The sequence below is a fragment of the Agarilytica rhodophyticola genome (assembly GCF_002157225.2).
In the GTDB taxonomy this organism is placed as follows: domain Bacteria; phylum Pseudomonadota; class Gammaproteobacteria; order Pseudomonadales; family Cellvibrionaceae; genus Agarilytica; species Agarilytica rhodophyticola.
Map to the genome: position 1 here is coordinate 1 of NZ_CP021745.1, position 16875 is coordinate 16875.

The 16875-nt window shown below is 36.3% G+C and carries 15 protein-coding genes; 3 read left to right on the forward strand and 12 right to left on the reverse strand.

Features of this window, described 5'->3' with window-relative positions; translation table 11 throughout:
• Positions 1–115: 115 nt before the first annotated feature.
• The 3 genes from BVC89_RS28335 to BVC89_RS28345 form a co-directional block, all read right to left on the reverse strand.
• Positions 116–538 carry a hypothetical protein gene (locus BVC89_RS28335; RefSeq protein ID WP_103654323.1) on the reverse strand — a complete coding sequence of 141 codons (423 nt, stop codon included), beginning with the start codon at positions 536–538 and terminating at the stop codon, positions 116–118.
• 235 nt (positions 539–773) lie between these two features.
• Positions 774–1175, reverse strand: a complete 402-nt coding sequence (locus BVC89_RS28340) for a CesT family type III secretion system chaperone (RefSeq protein ID WP_103654324.1) — start codon at positions 1173–1175, stop codon at positions 774–776.
• A gap of 113 nt (positions 1176–1288) precedes the next feature.
• Positions 1289–1738: a hypothetical protein gene (locus tag BVC89_RS28345; RefSeq protein WP_103654325.1), complete on the reverse strand. Its 450-nt coding sequence runs from the start codon at positions 1736–1738 to the stop codon at positions 1289–1291.
• Positions 1739–3174: 1436 nt separating this feature from the next.
• Between BVC89_RS28345 and BVC89_RS28355 the strand changes: the two genes are divergently transcribed.
• Positions 3175–4044, forward strand: coding sequence for an AraC family transcriptional regulator (locus BVC89_RS28355; protein ID WP_103654327.1), 870 nt, complete (start codon positions 3175–3177; stop codon positions 4042–4044).
• Between the two features lie 213 nt (positions 4045–4257).
• Positions 4258–4386 (forward strand): hypothetical protein, encoded by a 129-nt coding sequence (locus BVC89_RS30650; protein WP_281261010.1) that lies wholly within the window; start codon positions 4258–4260, stop codon positions 4384–4386.
• 324 nt (positions 4387–4710) lie between these two features.
• Here the strand turns inward: BVC89_RS30650 and BVC89_RS28360 are convergent, their stop codons facing one another.
• The 9 genes from BVC89_RS28360 to BVC89_RS28400 form a co-directional block, all read right to left on the reverse strand.
• Positions 4711–4992, reverse strand: coding sequence for a 2Fe-2S iron-sulfur cluster-binding protein (locus BVC89_RS28360; protein WP_103654328.1), 282 nt, complete (start codon positions 4990–4992; stop codon positions 4711–4713).
• Positions 4979–6061, reverse strand: a complete 1083-nt coding sequence (locus tag BVC89_RS28365; protein ID WP_103654329.1) for a fatty acid desaturase — start codon at positions 6059–6061, stop codon at positions 4979–4981. Before BVC89_RS28365 ends, BVC89_RS28360 begins: the two co-directional genes overlap by 14 nt.
• A gap of 10 nt (positions 6062–6071) precedes the next feature.
• Entirely contained in the window at positions 6072–6905 is an 834-nt protein-coding gene (locus BVC89_RS28370) for a hypothetical protein (RefSeq protein WP_158658184.1), read from the reverse strand.
• 659 nt (positions 6906–7564) lie between these two features.
• A complete protein-coding gene (locus BVC89_RS28375; protein ID WP_103654331.1) occupies positions 7565–8701 on the reverse strand; it encodes a DUF2891 domain-containing protein in 1137 nt (378 codons plus the stop codon).
• Positions 8702–8855: 154 nt separating this feature from the next.
• Positions 8856–9659: a hypothetical protein gene (locus BVC89_RS28380; RefSeq protein WP_103654332.1), complete on the reverse strand. Its 804-nt coding sequence runs from the start codon at positions 9657–9659 to the stop codon at positions 8856–8858.
• A 38-nt stretch (positions 9660–9697) separates the two neighbouring features.
• Positions 9698–10285: an imm11 family protein gene (locus BVC89_RS28385; RefSeq protein ID WP_103654333.1), complete on the reverse strand. Its 588-nt coding sequence runs from the start codon at positions 10283–10285 to the stop codon at positions 9698–9700.
• Between the two features lie 17 nt (positions 10286–10302).
• Positions 10303–11295 (reverse strand): AHH domain-containing protein, encoded by a 993-nt coding sequence (locus BVC89_RS28390; protein WP_103654334.1) that lies wholly within the window; start codon positions 11293–11295, stop codon positions 10303–10305.
• A 15-nt stretch (positions 11296–11310) separates the two neighbouring features.
• Positions 11311–12396 carry a hypothetical protein gene (locus BVC89_RS28395; RefSeq protein ID WP_158658185.1) on the reverse strand — a complete coding sequence of 362 codons (1086 nt, stop codon included), beginning with the start codon at positions 12394–12396 and terminating at the stop codon, positions 11311–11313.
• Positions 12397–12836: 440 nt separating this feature from the next.
• Positions 12837–13343, reverse strand: coding sequence for a papain-like cysteine protease family protein (locus BVC89_RS28400; protein WP_158658186.1), 507 nt, complete (start codon positions 13341–13343; stop codon positions 12837–12839).
• A 357-nt stretch (positions 13344–13700) separates the two neighbouring features.
• On the opposite strand from BVC89_RS28400, the gene BVC89_RS28405 reads away from it, so the two are divergent.
• Complete coding sequence (locus BVC89_RS28405; protein WP_103654337.1) at positions 13701–16847, forward strand: tetratricopeptide repeat protein; 3147 nt, start codon at positions 13701–13703, stop codon at positions 16845–16847.
• Positions 16848–16875: the final 28 nt, after the last annotated feature.

The window sequence follows — 16875 nt, forward strand, 5'->3', positions numbered from 1 at the left end:
CTCATACGGTTTTCAGATAATTTTTTTGATAAAACTGTATGGGCTTATTCTCACCAATTTAATTAAATAATGAGCCTACCTTTAGGTTAGGCTCACTACTGGAAATTATTTCTGCTTATCTCCTATGCGAAGACTTCGTATTATCATAAGAATAGGTTTTTGCTCCTGTGTTATCGGTACCTGTACGGTGAGGATTATGTTGTCTTCTATTTTTGTTATTTATCTCTTTTTCTGTTCGTTTATGAATTTCAGCAGGTATGTCAGTCCAATGTGGTCCAGGTTTAGTAAGTTTCTTTTCCACAGTTTTTTTAGCAGCTTTACCAGCCTGACGAAGCATTGCTAATGATGGGTCATTTAGCAGCTTATCTAGGTTGTATGCCTGTTCTAGATCATTTTTTGATGCTTTAGCCATCTGTGGATCCAGCATCGGAGGTCTACTTTGTGCGGTAAAGTTTGGCTTTACCATAATTCCACCGGTAAGTTTAACTGCAGGTGCTGTGGTTCGTTGAATGGTTGCTGGTTGTAACGGGATTTTCATAGTTATGCCTCATGCTAATTAAATATGGAAAAGTGCACTATTAAATAAAATATATTTAATAGTGCAAAACAAAAAAATTTAGCAAGCGTACGAGTAGTATTCACTCAAATAGATAAATACTGATATTTATCTATTTGAGTGAATACCACTATAGATTTTCAACGCTTGAAGTGCTGATCAAAGCTACCCTTATATAAAGTAGCTAGTTAATAAAAATTAAAAACCTTTAACATCATTAATTGATTATAAGACGTTTCGCCTCATCATCTACTTTTTCCGTTAATGCTGAAAAATCTTTAAAAACTTCTTCAATTTTTTCCGAGGTAGCAATGTCTAAGATTGTAGAATTACAAAGGCGCAGTGACTTGGAGTTAGCTTCTATCCCTAACCATGCACCCTTCATAATATCAGGGCGAGTATTGAGTGTTAACCATTGTCGTATTTCATTTGAACCAGCCACAGCAGCGGCGCTAGCAATTTCTGTATGCATAATTAATAGGGAATCATCACAGGCTAATTCAAACCAAAACTCTCTTCCATCATTATCGTTATCGCTAAGCACCGTAGCCCCGTGATAAAATGACATTTCCACACCTAAGCGATCGCCGAGCTCACGAAAAATCACATCATTATTCATTTTTTATTTCCAACAATTATTTCTATGTTAACTTATCTTTATTTAAATATAGTGGGAAAGTAATGAGTCTATCTCTAGTTTAGAGACGACTCATATTTTGAAACTATAATTATCTATCTTCTCTTCGAAGAAGAGCTAGAATTATCGTATTTATAATGCCGTGTGCCTGTACTGTCTGTGTGTGTATAGTGAGAGTTATGTTGTGGTCGGCTCATATGTTTTCTATGCTTCTCCGATTGCCTATGAGCTTCGGCAGGTACGTCAGTCCAATGTGGCCCAGGTGAAGTCAATTTATTCTTGACAGTAGTTGCTGCGGCTTTAGCTGCTTTTTTACCAAGTTTGCTTGCTGCGTTACGAAGTATTGCCATCGAGGGATCATTTAATACTCTATCCAAATTATCTGCTTTTTCTATATCACTCTGTGATGCTCTACGTGCTTGTGGATCTAACATTGAAGCTTTGCTTTGAGCGGTAAAATTATGCTTTACCATAGTTCCACCAGTTAACCTAATTGCTGGTGCTACAGTTGCTTGAGTGTTTTTTAATTGATTCGAAATCATCATAATTATATCTCGCTTATATTCAACAGGTATTTGCCCGTTAAGTGAAAATAATTATTGAAAAGTTCTTCTGCTAAATTTTCCTATTTGATTTCTTGTTGCCACCTATAAATTTTATTCTTCATTTTAAATTCTATTAATTTTTAATTAACGTATTAAATATTTTAATTTCTTGATTATCATCAATCCATTATTAACAGTAATTTGATTTTAATCAAATCTCCAAAATGACTCTATAACTAAAAATAAATTGATCTTGATCAAATTTACTTTATATTCCTTGTTAAGCCATTACCAGTTTTTACATTTTATTTATAAATTTTAATGATCATTTATAGCGAAATATATAATGCTTGTATTAATAACATATTAACTAATAATCAAACGAGTTGCTTCAAAAATAACGCTACTAAAATTTACATGGAAAATGGTTTATCTTCTCGTCTTTATACAAAACCTATAAAATAAACTGATTATATTCAGATGCTAAGTTATTATTTAATCAGTTGAACGATCTATTAATAGAAAAAATTCTTTAGGATTGTGTTAAGAATCAGTTGATGGCATTCATCGACGTATAAATGGCAGTTATCAATCGATATTACACTTTATTGATAGATACAAATAATTGTATATGGTCTATGTCAATCTATTATTGTGCCAATAATAGTAATTCAGGCCATTTAATATTTACACATTTCTAATTCTAATATAGTTCGAGATCTGCTTAGTTAGTGTTTACTGGAGGTGTTGTAGATATAATGGGCAATTCTAATAAAGAGTATCAATGTTGTAATATAGTATGCGTCTTCCAGTTTAAATATCAAACAATTGAGTGTCAAAATGATAGAGCAACAGTATCAATATTTCTTGCTCATCCTGTAACCAATCAATGGAAATTGAACCCAGAATGAAAAATAAAAAAATGTTAAATACCAGTAAGGAAAAACAAATTTTATACCTAGTCCTTTATATATACCTAATAGTAAATAGTCGAAAATAAAAAGGGGAAGAGTAAGATACAAGGCCAACCAAAACGAGTTTTTGAAGTGATGGCCATTATTCCAAAACTTCTTAAGTGATTGTGACGTAACAGGAAAGTATAACCCAGTAACTAAAATACAAATAATTATTTTTGTCTCAAACATCCAGCTTTGATAATAATCCGGTAAGCCGATAATATAAAAAATTGCCCATGTAACAAACGCATAAGTAAACAAGCTTATATGTTTCTTCAAAGTCATAAATATTCTCTATAGTTCAATTAAGTTGTGTTAAGTTTATATTGCTTTTAATCATTGAAAGCGATATTTTAAGCCGCATTTTGTAACACAACAGACACAATACTATTGTATTCCTGCCTAAAACTCTCATTCTTCTTGAGCTATTTCAATTCCATCAATATACTTTCTATAAAGGAAATATAAAGTTTATTATTGATGAAAAATATACTAACACTTACAAAAAATCTGGCTGAGAAAGAAAGTTTCAATTCAACTAACATAGAAGGGGTTAAGATTTTTAGAATCAGCCAAAGTCAATCACGCCTTCCCCTTTCATATGCACAAGGAATCGTGTTTGTTATCCAAGGTGCTGAAACTATCTATTTCGGAGGGGAAAAGTATATCTATGATAGCCAAAATTATTTGGTACTGCCTGTGCCTATTATTGCTGAGTGTGAAGTTAGAGCATCTAGTGAAAAACCATTCCTAGCTCTTACTATTGATATCGACTTGAGTATGCTAGAGGGGATCGTATATCAGCTGAATAAAACCGATGCATTAACACACATTGATTTTCAGAATTCAGTAAGGGGCTTGTTTGTATCACCGGTATCTGATGATATCAAGAATACTGTATTTAGATTATTAAGCATACTATCAGACAGCGTTGCGAGTGAAGTGATAGGAAGCCAAACCGTTAGAGAATTGCTATTTCGAGTATTTATCAACAATAGGGGTAAAGAGTTTTATAATCTCACTGCAAAGGAAGCAGAGCTATCCCGTATTGATAATGCACTTAAATGGATGCATCAGAACTTTAAACAAAAAGTTAGCATCTCTGAGTTAGCAAATAAAGTGCATATGGGGGAGTCAACCTTTCACAGAGTTTTTAAGGATATCACTAAACAGTCTCCTACACAGTATCTAAAAAAACTGAGATTAAGCCATGCAAGAAACCTAATCATAGAGAATGGTTATCAGGTTCAGCAGGCAGCATTTAATAGTGGTTACAATAGCACCACACAGTTTGCACGAGAGTTCAAACGACTCTATGGCAAGAGTCCAAGCGAATTTTATAAGGCCTAATTAGAACACATAATTAATAAAGACTAATCTAAATTAACGATTTTAAACATTACTTTATGCACGTCTAAGAAACTTGGAAATTTCCTCGTTGTTATAGTTTCAGATGTATACACAAAATCTATTTAACCACTTTTTAGCGTGGCCATGGTAGAGATAACAAAAGAGCAATAGAACTTTCTACTTGAAAAGGCTACAAAAAAGAGGTTCTTATTTATGAAAATTCGTAATGACGATAGTCTATCGTGGTTAAGTTTTTATAAAAATGCTGCAACCGATAAAAAGCCTTCCTCATTTGCCAAGGTAAGTAGGGCTATGCCCGCCTTTTTGAAAAGAAATGGCTGAGAGCCTTAAGTCAGCGGGCCTAAAGAGGTTATTTCAGACCTACGTGAGCATATCCGAATAGGAGATAAGGGCGTCAATATTAATCCCGTAATCATGCGTAAAGCCGTATTTCCTAATGGATTTCCGGTACCAGAGAGATTCGGATTAAATACCGTGAAAGGTAACGTAGATATTGCCTTTGAAGGCATTCGCTATAAATAACAAAAGACGAAGGAGAACATTAGACTATTTTTTTAATGTTCTCGCTATCGAGAGTACTAGAGGTTTAAATTTGAGCATCTTAATAAGTAAAGTGCATGTAAAAGAGTGATTGTTTATTTTCTACTAAAGTGCTAATTCAAACTCCATATCACCTTCTACCATAACTTTACAGCATAAACGATTATTTTCGCTTGCCCCTAAAGCTTCTAACAATGCTACCTCATCATGGCATTTTTCGTTCAAGTTATCTAAGCCTTTAGTGATATTGATAAGACAAACACCACACCCTGCGGATCTGCAACCAAATAGAATGGATGCGCCCTCATCTTCACAGGCTTCCATTAAAGATTCACCAGCGTCAACTTCAAATTCAATATCGTCTGTTAATAATTTAACCTTTGGCAAGATATTCCTCCTCTATAGAATCTTGACCTTTTCCGTCATCATAGAAAAATACATCGACGTCATCATGTAAAACTTTCTGTTCACGAAAATTCTTTAAGTATTCCCAAAATGCCGGCCATACCGCCATAGTACGGTCTTTTGCCAAGTGAGGAAAATGTCTTCTAAAATGTGCAGTAGCCTCTTTCATATGATAAGTAGGAACATGAGGGAATAAATGATGAATTTGATGCAGGCCGTTATCTTGCACAAGGTAGTCAAGGAAACGTCCATATGAAACATCAATAACAGAAAAAATATTTCCTTTCATATATGTCCAAGTCTTGTTTCCCCACCATGGCACTTTTGGATCAGCATGATTTAGAAATGATGAGATGACGAGCCAAGTTGCATACCCAAATAAAGGAACACCGTAGAATGCAAGCACATTGATAAAGCCAAAAATGAATATCGATGCGATAACAGCACAAAAAAACACGAACCAAACAAGTAATGATATTATTACGTCACGGCGATTGTTTTTAAACACATCGCCAAATGGATTAAAGTGATTTATTCTATAAGTAGAAAGGCCACATAAATAAAGAAAATGAGCGATACCTAACAATCCTACTATCCAATGACGTTTGATTAATTTTTTGCTCCTTTTCGGTGGATAATTAACATCTTTGTCAATATTTCCAGCATTCATATGATGCAATTTATGTGTAGTTTTCCAGCTTTCATAAGGCATGAGAATAAAAGAATGAGTAATGTTACCTACCAGAGTGTTTACCCACTTATGCTTTGAAAAGCCATTATGTCCACAGTCATGGCCCCAGCCAAAGAAACTCCAGAATATTGTGCCTTGGAAAAACCAATAAAATAGCCAGGCGAGTTGCTTAAATGGCGAACTCAATTCTGGAATGATATATAAGGCAAACAAAAATAGTAAAACACATAGAAAAACTGTTTGTGAATATAATAAAAAACCTTTTTTATGGTCTGGCAAAAAAAGATGCGAAGGAATTATCTTTTGAATATCTCTTAAAGTTGGTAATTCTTTATTCCAAGGTGCATTGTTCGTCATCATTTATCTACTGCTATTTGTAAGTTAAGTATAAATCTTGTGCATACCGAGGGTTAGGGTAATTCAAAACAACCGACATAATGTCATTTCTAAAAACTTTTTTAGGGACTTCTTGGTCACCTAACACATGTATAAATTCAGTGTTTCCTTTAGGCTTTTTACTCCACATACTAATGGCTAAGGTCTTCACCTCAGAATTAATTAATTGATCACGGCCTGTTTTAAAGTTCCTACAATAGTTAGCATCATAATAAGGATCTTGTTTTGTAGCTCTACCATATAAAAAAGGAACTTTCATAGCCATAGTTAATAATTCTTCAACAGTGATTTTATCTGTTTCAAAGCCATTTTCTTTAGTTAAAGCCACTGGATGATCTTTTCCATAGACACCTATATATGGAACCAAGTTAGAAGAAACTTCAGTAAATGGTGTATCTAGAAACTCTCTTGTAAATGCATAATCAAATATTTCTTTATATGGTAAATTTCCGTACAAAGGTTTTCCTGTCAAAAACTTTATCATTTGGTATAAAGGCTGAAATCGACTCTTATTATGAGCATAACGAATAGCCTTATCGAGACCACCATAATATGTTTTTAGAGGATGTAGGTAATGGTTTTTCTCAAATGCGATATAATTTATATATGCAAAAGTAGAACCTGAGAAAACATGAATCTCAGAAAATTTTTCAAGTACTTCCATGCCAACACCAGATAGATATGGCATCATCATGGTTACTCTTGGACCTGTACCCTCAAGTAATAAACGAGTACTTTCCGATTCATGCCGCTGAATAAAATTGCGGATTGGAGCACTTAAATTTTCTCTTTGATTTTTGTAGTTCACAATTTCAACCATTTGTATTATTAGGTGGTATTTTTCCTATTTGCTATTATTTAGACACTTTAGGAAAAATAACTAATATTGGAAAATCTTCTGGCCACTATGATGTAGTAATGTGTAGTGTAAATAGAGTGCTTTAGATACAGCATAGTTAGAAGGCTGCGGATCTTAAATAAACAAAAAATACAATACTAGATATTTTAATGATATCTAGAAAAGATCTACATGTTGTAAGGGTTTTATACTTTTAAAGGAATAAATGAAAAAGTGGTAAGGCCACACTAATCTGTATTGATTAAAACTGTATATTTATATTACTTCTATCGCATTATTTTCCGGAGAGTCTAAGAAGACATTTCTATCAATTCGATAACTATTGTAAATAATATGAGGGTAGACTTATTTATTATCATATTATTCTGAAACTTTGCTGGAATATAATTCTCCCTTCTCGAAGAAGGGATTAAAGAGCTCTCTAAAATTAAGCACAATTAGATGAGCTCTTCAGATACATATTGGTACACAAAAGGCTAATACCAAGAGTTAATTTATCAAAAATTATAGTATTACTAAAATTCAGTTTCTAATTCACAATAATAAAGTGTTATGTACTTATTCGTTATGTAAAAACTAATAAGCTTACTATAGTAAATTGGTTTAATTTATTGCTCCATGATATTCAAAGCTTCAATAGCAAATGAAGCTAGCCAATGACCGCCTTCATAAGAATCATCTACTAAATTAGGCAGAGAATATTGCATATGGCGATTAGCCAGATGCTGTAAATGTTGGTATGTGTCACCTTTATTGTGTAGAGCTGCAAATCTACTTATCGCGTATAGGTTCCATGCCCGACTAAAATTTAGACCATCAAGATGTACTAGTTTTCCATCGCTTCTGTCGCTAACTAAACCCACAGGTAAATCAAAGTTCTTATCACTTAGCTGCGGCAAATAACTCTCTAGCCATAGAAAGTATCGATCGGCAGGTAATACTCGACGCATAAGGTTTGCTACTTCTAAACATGGAGATAAAAAGTCGAAGCCACTTGGCTCCCAAGATAGGGGACATGCTTTGTCGTCAGCATAAAAATCGATAGCACGTTGCTCTATCAGCGATTTTAACTCGCCATGCTCTGTTTCATTAGCATAATCTAAGGCGAAACCCAAACCAAATGCCGTATTAGTGTGCTCCCCAACACGTATTGGATAAACCAGCTTAGGTAAAAATTGTAGATACAAGTCGATGATTTTTTCAGTTAATGGCGATAAGTTTGCTGATAAGTTGCTTGCAATATCGTCATCCCATGTACGCAACTCTAACGCTAACTTTAATAGCCAAGACCATCCATACGTGCGCTCAAAACTTTTATTATGCTCACTGTTAAAGTATGCGACTTCTCTTTCTATATTTTCTTGCGATAAGCTATTTATTAGCAATCTTCTCGCTTTTTTTCCTTGGGGCAGTTGTGGAAATTTTTTTAATAAAGAAACTAATGACCAATGCCCGTGAACTGCCGAATGCCAGTCAAAGCAGCCATAAAAGGCAGGGTGTAGTTGCTTTGGCGATGCTAAATCCTGACTGCTACCAAGTACCTGATTAAGTTTATTAGGGTATTCCACAGTGATACAATTCATCGGCAATTGAGCCAAATTACTTGCAGCCTCGCTAGTTAAGGATGGTGCCTGTGGGACTTCAACTCCCGATTGCGGGAGTAAATTTTCTGAGTTTTCATGTGATGCATTGTCACATCCAGCCAGATAAAATAAGCATAATAGTGAGATGACATTTCTGTTCATAATCTGCCCCTAATATATCTTGATAGCTTAAAGACGAATAAACACGCCATTGTATCAAGAAAATTGTTTACAAATATAGATAAGCTATCTATTTGGCCTGGTGAATTATTTTCACTTTAATACACATCTTGTATCTTCTTACGACCAGAATTCATTAGTGCTTAAGCGGGACTATTAGCCAATCTTCAGAATAGAAATCGTCTGGTATTTTTTCTAAGGCCTCATCGGGACAGTATTTTGTATTGTTAAAAGGGAGGGGCACCTCTTTTGCTAAAGCAAGATGCAAGAATGCTAACCCCTCTAGCCACACATATCTATGAGCAATAAACTGTGTAATACAAGTAGCGGCAGATGAGCTTTTTACTTCTATTGCTTCATCATACTCATACAACGCCGTCTCAAATAAAGGCCAAAAGTCATTCATACTTAGCTCATCTAAGCCAAGTAATACTTTAAACATTTCTAGTTTGGTGGCGTCTTCACAGGCGCTTTCGTAAGCTTTGAGATGAGTTTCTATTTCTGCAGTAAGCACACATTTATTTTGTGCTAATAATAAAAAAAGCCAGCTTAAGTGGAAGTTATCAGCATACTCTATTTTTGGGGTAGGTGATTGTGGTAACACTTTTGCAATATCGAAAAGTTGTGTATTGTTACCAACAATAACTGCTGCCATAAGTGGCGCATTATAGGTTAGTAAGGGTTTCTTATTATAATATCCTTGACTGGTGGAGATAAAACGTAGCCAATTATTTGCACATCGGTATAAATTGGCAAAGAACATTGCCGGCTTAACATTGATGTATATTGAACCTACAGACAGTATTAAGAAATAATCACAAATTTCCCGGACTTCATCCCGAAAATCCCGCCAGTCACTAGCGAGAACTATTCCACTAGCTAATTGCTGTAGCTGGAACTCGGCGCTAGTTTGCATACCTTTAAGATTAAAATCTAACATATATTCTTTCCCCAGCTATAGCAACTTCCCGACGTAATCTAGATGCCATTCCAGCCTTCAGCATCTTTCACCACAAAGCCTTCAACACCCGCTTTTTCTAATGCGTCTTTCACATCATCATTAATAAAAATCTGCACTAACATTTTAGATGCTCTGAAGACTTTGGCATCTTCTGGTACTGCATTATAATCAACAACCATGTTGTCTACATCATCAATTTGGCTTTCGTCTAGAGAACTCATATCATATTCAGATTCTTCCATATCAAAAATGTCTACCTTGCTCAGAACATTGCAGATAAAATAATCCTTTGACGATACTTCATGTTTGTGATCGCATAACCAGATAGGCAAGTATTCAATACTGTCAACTCCTGTATCTTCAAATATCTTTTTTACTTCCTTGTTTACAATAAGAAGATCGTTAATATTATCTAAGAAACCATACAGCTGAGTACCTTCAGGATATTCTGGGTCATAATAAATTTTACAATTTTCTGCGGCGGGATATTCGTCAATCAAGCTAATACCTTTATCAAATTTATAGGCTTTAGGCATGCTTGAAGATACCTCTGAAAGGTATGCAGCATCAGAGGGGCCTGACGGTTTTATTACCCAATATTTCATTATTTATTCTCTCTCTATTATATTAAATTTCCGCCGCCGGATTTATCACCCACCATAGCAGCCTGCTCTTTAGTCAATACTGCCTTACGTTTTTCTACATAAGCAGTGACGTTTTCTTCGCCGATTTGATGCAGTAACTTCCAACATTTGTTTTCGATTTTAACTATATCTTTAGCCACTTTCACACTAACATTCGGGTGTGGTTTGTCGGCATCGCCTTTAATTTGATCTAGCTTTTTTGCTATTTCTTTCAGTTTTTTTTGGACATGCCTCGTATAATTGGGGTGGCCAGAAGGATGTAGCAGCATTTTGTGTACAGGTTGAAAGAAATCCCACCCAGCGTCCGGTAGAGGGATCATATTATTGCCATTATTGACATCGTAGTCTGACATTAGTAAAAGGTAATATTGCTCCTGGGTAAAGATTTCTACAGGGTTGCCGTCAACCACATAGGTAGAATAAAAGGCGCTGCCGGGAATCATATGATGGGCGTTCCACTTATAAGGCATCGTACAGTTAGCATTTTTACCTTTCTTTTTACTTTGGGTTCTGGTGGCGCCGCCCCTTTTGGTTACCTTCTTTTCACTGCCCTTGTATTTAGCTTCTGTGTTAAAGTTGCATGCCATCGCCCCATAGGGATAATAGTCAACAAAAACATCGATAAGTTTAGGGAAATCTTCATAGGCTTTTTCCATAAAACTTTTTTCTACTTTAAAAACTTTATCTTTACCTCCTCGACCATCTAATCCTTCAGCGGTATTCTTACGATAAAGAGAGTTTTTCCACAATACAGCCTTTAATTCACCTAAAAATGGACTATGCTCCTGTTTATCTTTTTCGTCTTCAGGTGGAGGGTTTTTCTCTTGTTTTTTATTCTCTTCTTTAGCCCATTTCTCTACTTCTAGTCTAAGGTTATGTTTTAGATCTTGAAGGCTAACAGGGTTCCCTCCTTGTTTTCTAATTCTCTTTCTACCAGCATATTCTTGTAATTGGTCTTGTACATAGCCCATGTAATACCCTCTTCACTAAACACTTATTTTAATCAGCGCTCGTCGGCCACTATCTTCGGATAAGCTTATGATAAAATGTCGTTGTTTAGCATATTTTCGTTCAATACTAGCAAGAATAATTGCTAACCCGATTGGTCCTGCCATAGCACCTAACTCACCAAATCCTAAAGCGGGAACTTGCTCTGTTGGCAATGGTATATCAGGGTAACGACTCTTAAGCATAACCTGCAACATACCATATTCCTGTGCACGATGCTCTTGACCGTTTAGGTCAATAATAAACTCAGGATAAGCTTCCATTTCTTTTGGTAAACACTGTTCATATAGAGCAAAGAGTTTTTTACCCATCCAAGATTCCCGTTCAGCTGCTTCGTCATCATAATCAAAAGTTGTTTTATCCATAAGTACATGCACCGACATTGACACATTACTGCGCTCGGTTGCAGTGCTCACTAGAAGCATCGCTGCTCCCTCTCCTGGAATATATCCCACAGGGTTATCCGCAGTTTTGATCATATTGTGTTCAAGCTGAAAATCTAAGTCCTCTTTGCCGAGTAAGCTATCTGCAATAAAGAGTAGACAGTGCTCAGTATCTTCACTTTCCAATGCATCCTGCGCTTTTTGTAGAATACGCGGAAAGGCTAGGCGGTCACCAAAAACAATTTGAAATGGCATTTCGCTGAATGTAGGACTCAACTGCTTAAACAGGGTGGGGAGCAAAGTATCCATGTAGGACTTTAGCTTTTCCGTTCTATTGGCATACCAGGGTACGTCTAGCTCGATTTCTCTCTCTTCTGGCTCTGGTAGTGCTATCAATATCGAAAATTTTTCTGGCAACGGTTTTTTTCTATTATTCAGCAAGTCCTTATAGGCCTGTTGAAACAATTTAATTGTGCGTCCGATACTTTCATACCCATAAAGGGTGGATACCCCAGCAACCGTAAGTGGAGCTGGTTCTTCTTCACCAGCAAACATTAGTTTCATAAACTCATGGCCACTAAAACGATTCAACCCTGCTCGATATGCTGCACAAGCATCTTGATATCCTCCCATAGAAGAACAAAGTCCAATTCCAGAAATATCTATAAGCTTAGATTTCATAGACATAAATATAAATGTATTTTGGTGGTTAATCGGATTATTTTCATATTTAGATAAGAATACTTTTGTGTTAATACATCTCTGAAAACATTGAGTGGTTTGTTGGAGCTAAACTATTTATTACTTGGCTATAATAAATATCATCACCATACTACAGAACAAATAATTGCTTAAAGTGACAACCGAATTATTTATAGTTTAATTACAGAAGCTACATCAACTGTGTTAGCTCCCTAAGACAGTCGATTGTATTTTAATATTCGGCTCTTTTAAAGAGACAAAACATAAGGTAGACAGTACAGTGGGCAATTCTATTATTGTATCTTTCTTTATAAACAATAAATAAAAGCATAAATATTCTTCTTACGAAGAAATAATACACGGCATAAAAAGAGTATTTTCATCTAGTCGTCTTTGTGTTTTGTTATTATGATTAGTATTTAATCCATCACCCAGGCTGACATTAAGAGCCTTTGCATAACACCAATACCAATGATTTCAGGTTGTTGGTTAGAATCTTTCCTTGGATCAGGGTCTAGTATTAATAGCTGACCCGCTCCATTGTATCCTACAAGTACACGAGCATGGTTGTTAATTGACGTTAACACAGGTTTATATTTATTTAGATGTTGCATCCAATAATCGGCATTTTTTGATTTTGGATTATCGATTGGAGAAAAGGAGATAGCCCCATCTGTCAATTTTTTTGCAACTCGATTAGCTTCTGCATTCGTGGCTTGTTGGCCATATTGATAGCCACCGGGTATAAATTCTGGCGCTCTTGTAAATATTTCGTCAGAGGTAATAGCGACACCTCTCCAGCGGAAAATCATTGCTAAACACGTAGCCCAACAATCATTGTCATGTTTTTGTTTTAAGTGCCGAATCGGAATGCGGAAGCCGCCAATAAATGGCCCACCGGGGGTTGTAGGAAGAGAAACTGACATATAAAACATCCTTTTAAACAAGTTTATATTGGATTTGAGTCGGGTTAATATATCAGCAGTCCTAATGTTTCTGCAATTTATAAGCGCCTTTATAAAGGGTGCTTTATTTCACTTTTATTTTTATTTGTAGTGGTATAAATAATTCTTCATTTTAATGTTGAAAAATGTGCCAAGCACCATTTTCAGTAGTATTTTTTATGCGACGAAGGGGCAGGGCACCCTTAATATGTCTAGCTAAGCAAGTTTCTACGCTACTATCTTCACAATTATAGGAAACAAGCATATAGAAACTGTTGATGGATAGCACCCAGGATATTAATATCATATGCCTATTATGGGAAATTTTATGGAATAGCCATGTACTTAAAGGGAAATGTTAATTGCCGCGCCAAAAATACTTCTTTTCTAATTTTTTTTATTTTTCTTCTTTGTCTTCAAGTACATGCTGAGGAGACATTAGAAAACCTAAAATCACGTCTTACCGACAGCCGCGATATAAAGCGTGCGAAAGTTGCTGCTGAAATTGCCCTGGCTCTCCGGCAATCCGATGCGGATCAAGCGCTGCGTTATGCACGAATTGCACTGACACAACTCCAAAAGACACCACACAACCCGACATATGTCAGCGTTATGAACACGTTAGCAATTGCACACCTCCAAAAACGTGAGTACGAGAAGACAGTTAGTCATGCTGAACAAGCCCTGCATATGGCAGCCAACCACACACTAGTACTTGAACAAGCGCGCGCCCTTAATACCCTGGGTGCTCTAAGCTGGTATCGTGGTAATCTCGATGAAGCTAAAAAGCATTTTGAGGCCTCATTAAAGTTGCGCGAACAAGCCGGCGCCTATAAAGAGATGTCTCCTGCATTAAATAACCTGGGCGTACTTGAAGAAATTCAGGGTCACTACAATAAAGCGATTCAATTTTACTTAAAGGCGATCGATTATGCAGAACGTGTAGGTGATAATGAGCAGCTTTCCCGTCCTATTAGTAATCTTGGCATACTCCATCAGATGTTAGAGAATTATGACAAGGCCTTGGCTTTTTATCAGCGCAGTCTAGATTTAAAGTTAAAAGCCGGGAACTTAGTCGGCGTTGCTCTTGCTTACAATAATATTAGTGAAATTCAAGTCATAAAAGGCGATTATCAGAACGCAATTCAATCCTTAGATTCCGGTTTGAGCGTACTAAAAGATATTGAAGCGCCACAAGAAAAAGCGTTGTTACTGGTTAACACAGGTACTGCTCAACTGCATTTAAATAATCCTGACACAGCGTTTGACTTCTTTGAGCGTACTAAAAATTTGGTCCGTCAGTTTAACAGTATCGAAATCGATATATACCTTGCCCAAGGTTATGCTCGTGCTCATCTACAAAAGAATCAATTGAATGATGCGTTAGCTTATGCACAGGAGTTTTTAACACTTTCCGAAGAGAAAAAAGGACGTAACAACATTAAAAAAGCGCATTATTTACTCTACGAAATATATAAACAAAAAGGCCTCTATGCCCCAGCGCTGGCGGCATACGAAAGCTTCTTTCGTATTCACGATGAGCTAAGTAGTAAGAAAAACACTGATTATGTTGCCAGATTGCAGGCGGAATTTGATTCCGAGAAAACAGCCAAAGAATTGGCAATTTTGCAAGGACAAAACGCTCTTTACGAAAGCAATATTAAGCGTCAACAATTCATACGTAATTTTGTTATCTTATTAAGTCTGTCAATTTTGATTGTTGGGTTTTTAATATTTAGGGCACGGGCAATAAGCATAAAAGCCACATTACTTGAACAAAAAATCGTTGAACGCACACAAGAAATTCAACATAAAAACTTGGCAATCTCTGAACTCCTCAAGCAAAAAGAAACGTTGTTGGAGCGGAAGAATTTTTTATTTTCTTCTGTTTCACATGAATTTAGAACGCCACTCACTCTAATTATGGGCCCTTTAAAACAGCTAGCTGCTGGTACAAGCGACGGAAATACTCAATTGACACTTCATCGCATCCATCAAAATGCAACTCGCCTTTTACGAATGGTAGATCAGTTACTTGATTTAGCTCGTATTGATATGCAGACAGAGACGATAGAAGAGCCTATCGAAGCGAGCGCGGTGGTAAGATTTTTGCTGACTAGTATGTCTCCCCTGTTTGATGAACATAAAATTACTTGCACTACACAACTAAACACAGATATATGGATAGTGATATCGCCAGAAGCTTTGGAAAAAATTATTATCAATCTACTATCAAATGCACTCAAATATACACCGCAAGGTGGTGAAGTTCATGTTATTGGCGAAGTCAATGATAATATGGTAACTATATCTGTTAGTGATAGTGGTATTGGCATGGAGAAAGATCAACAGCCTAGAATCTTTGAGCGTTTTACACGTTTGGAAAACCATTTAGACAAACCTGTGCCCGGTGCCGGTATTGGTCTAGCACTAGTTAAAGAGTTAGTGGAATGCTATAGCGGTAAGATAGAGGTTGAAAGTGAACCTAACCAGGGAAGTACGTTCACTTTGATTTTCCCTGCAGCTACATCGACAAGCACGTGTACTCAGCTTCGATTACAATCCACCGCATGTGAAAATGAATTTGCAGTATTGACACAAATAACGCCTCCCAATAATGAAGAACAATTTTCTACCGAACCAGAAACAGTTATCGAGAAACAAGGTACCGCACTCATTGTGGAGGATAATGAGGACATGCGTACTTACATTGGCCACTATCTCAATCGCCATTACCATTGTCTCTATGCCTGCGATGGCCAACAGGGTATTGAATTAGCAATCAAGGAGATTCCAGATTTAATTATTAGTGATGTGATGATGCCCCGTACTAATGGCCTCGATCTTGCCGCAACCATAAAAGGCAACCAACTCACATCACATATCCCCATTATTTTACTAACTGCCAAAGGCGACCCGGAAACGCGGCACGCAGCTTGGCGCAAAAATGTAGACGAATATATTGAAAAACCCTTCGATGCCGAAGAGTTACTAATACGTTGCGATAATATTTTGAGTATTCGCCATCTTCTCTCCCAGCGTTTTAGTCTCAAAGCGATAACATCAAAAATTGAACATCGAGAAGCAGACAATGATAAAAGTGATTGCGAACGCAGCTGTTTTAGTCAGAGAGATCAAGTGTTTCTAGATAATCTATATCGCTATCTGGAAGATAATTTCTATGAAAATCAAGTTAACGCAAAAGTGATTAGTGGTGCCTTAGCAATTACAGAAAAACAATTACAACGCAAAGTGAAGGCACTCACAAACGAAACAATCCCTGCATGTGTTCGCAACTTTCGACTGAAAAAAGGCGCCGATATGTTAGCTGATGGAGCAAGTATTACTAACGTAGCACTTGATGTAGGCTTTTCCTCTCAGAGCTATTTTAGTACCGCATTTGCAGCACGCTATGGTTGCTCGCCTTCTGAGTACCAACGGCAAAAGCGTCAAGTTTTTGAAGGAGTTGATGTTATAAATAGTTAAAGTCCGTAGTTAACTAGCCTGTTATGGG

Bases quoted from the DNA above. Each gene is read 5' to 3' on its own strand.
- BVC89_RS28335 (WP_103654323.1), bottom strand. From the start codon at position 538: ATGAAAATCCCGTTACAACCAGCAACCATTCAACGAACCACAGCACCT.
- BVC89_RS28340 (WP_103654324.1), bottom strand. From the start codon at position 1,175: ATGAATAATGATGTGATTTTTCGTGAGCTCGGCGATCGCTTAGGTGTG.
- BVC89_RS28345 (WP_103654325.1), bottom strand. From the start codon at position 1,738: ATGATGATTTCGAATCAATTAAAAAACACTCAAGCAACTGTAGCACCA.
- BVC89_RS28355 (WP_103654327.1), top strand. From the start codon at position 3,175: ATGAAAAATATACTAACACTTACAAAAAATCTGGCTGAGAAAGAAAGT.
- BVC89_RS30650 (WP_281261010.1), top strand. From the start codon at position 4,258: ATGAAAATTCGTAATGACGATAGTCTATCGTGGTTAAGTTTTTATAAA.
- BVC89_RS28365 (WP_103654329.1), bottom strand. From the start codon at position 6,061: ATGATGACGAACAATGCACCTTGGAATAAAGAATTACCAACTTTAAGA.
- BVC89_RS28375 (WP_103654331.1), bottom strand. From the start codon at position 8,701: ATGAACAGAAATGTCATCTCACTATTATGCTTATTTTATCTGGCTGGA.
- BVC89_RS28380 (WP_103654332.1), bottom strand. From the start codon at position 9,659: ATGTTAGATTTTAATCTTAAAGGTATGCAAACTAGCGCCGAGTTCCAG.
- BVC89_RS28385 (WP_103654333.1), bottom strand. From the start codon at position 10,285: ATGAAATATTGGGTAATAAAACCGTCAGGCCCCTCTGATGCTGCATAC.
- BVC89_RS28390 (WP_103654334.1), bottom strand. From the start codon at position 11,295: ATGGGCTATGTACAAGACCAATTACAAGAATATGCTGGTAGAAAGAGA.
- BVC89_RS28395 (WP_158658185.1), bottom strand. From the start codon at position 12,396: ATGAAATCTAAGCTTATAGATATTTCTGGAATTGGACTTTGTTCTTCT.
- BVC89_RS28400 (WP_158658186.1), bottom strand. From the start codon at position 13,343: ATGTCAGTTTCTCTTCCTACAACCCCCGGTGGGCCATTTATTGGCGGC.
- BVC89_RS28405 (WP_103654337.1), top strand. From the start codon at position 13,701: ATGTACTTAAAGGGAAATGTTAATTGCCGCGCCAAAAATACTTCTTTT.